Raw genomic sequence first — 544 nt, 5'->3', positions numbered from 1 at the left:
GGCGTCGCCGCCGGTGTCGGCACCGTCGCCGCCGGCACGCTCATCGGCGTCGCGATCACCTGATCCGCCCCGCTTCCCGCTCACATCGCACAGTCCGACAGTCCGACCCAACCATTCCGAAGGAGTTCCACCATGAAGACTCTCGACCAGGCCGCCGTGGACGCCGCGTTCGACCAGCTGATGCTCGGCGTCGAGGAGCTCGAGTCGCTCGAGGCCCCCGGCTTCTGGGGCGGGTTCGCGGTCGGCTCGGCGTTCGCCGCCGCCGTCGTCGGCGGCATCGCCCTCACGTAGTCCGCCCGCACGGGCCTCCCGTGCACACCTGCACCAACGCACGACAGCGGTCTTCCGCACACCACCCGCAACACCTGCGAGGGAACGCCACCAGGGCGTACCCCACCCGAGGGCCCGCCGGCAGGGCGCGCCCCACCTTCTGAAAGGGAAACGACATGAACACGATCGACCAGGCCACCGTGGACGCGGCGTTCGACCAGATGATCCTCGGTGTCGAGGAGCTCGAGTCGCTCGAGGCGCCGGGCTTCTGGGA

The 544-nt window shown here is 70.2% G+C and carries 1 protein-coding gene; it reads left to right on the top strand.

The window, feature by feature from the left end; genetic code table 11:
- Window positions 1–132: 132 nt before the first annotated feature.
- Window positions 133–291, top strand: a complete 159-nt coding sequence (locus G9H71_RS20345) for a daptide-type RiPP (RefSeq protein WP_166284611.1) — start codon at window positions 133–135, stop codon at window positions 289–291.
- Window positions 292–544 lie beyond the last annotated feature (253 nt).

This window comes from Motilibacter deserti, from assembly GCF_011250635.1.
Classification (GTDB): Bacteria; Actinomycetota; Actinomycetes; order Motilibacterales; family Motilibacteraceae; genus Motilibacter_A; species Motilibacter_A deserti.
This window is presented reverse-complemented; position numbering and strand designations above follow the sequence as displayed.

Bases quoted from the DNA above. Each gene is read 5' to 3' on its own strand.
- G9H71_RS20345 (WP_166284611.1), top strand. From the start codon at position 133: ATGAAGACTCTCGACCAGGCCGCCGTGGACGCCGCGTTCGACCAGCTG.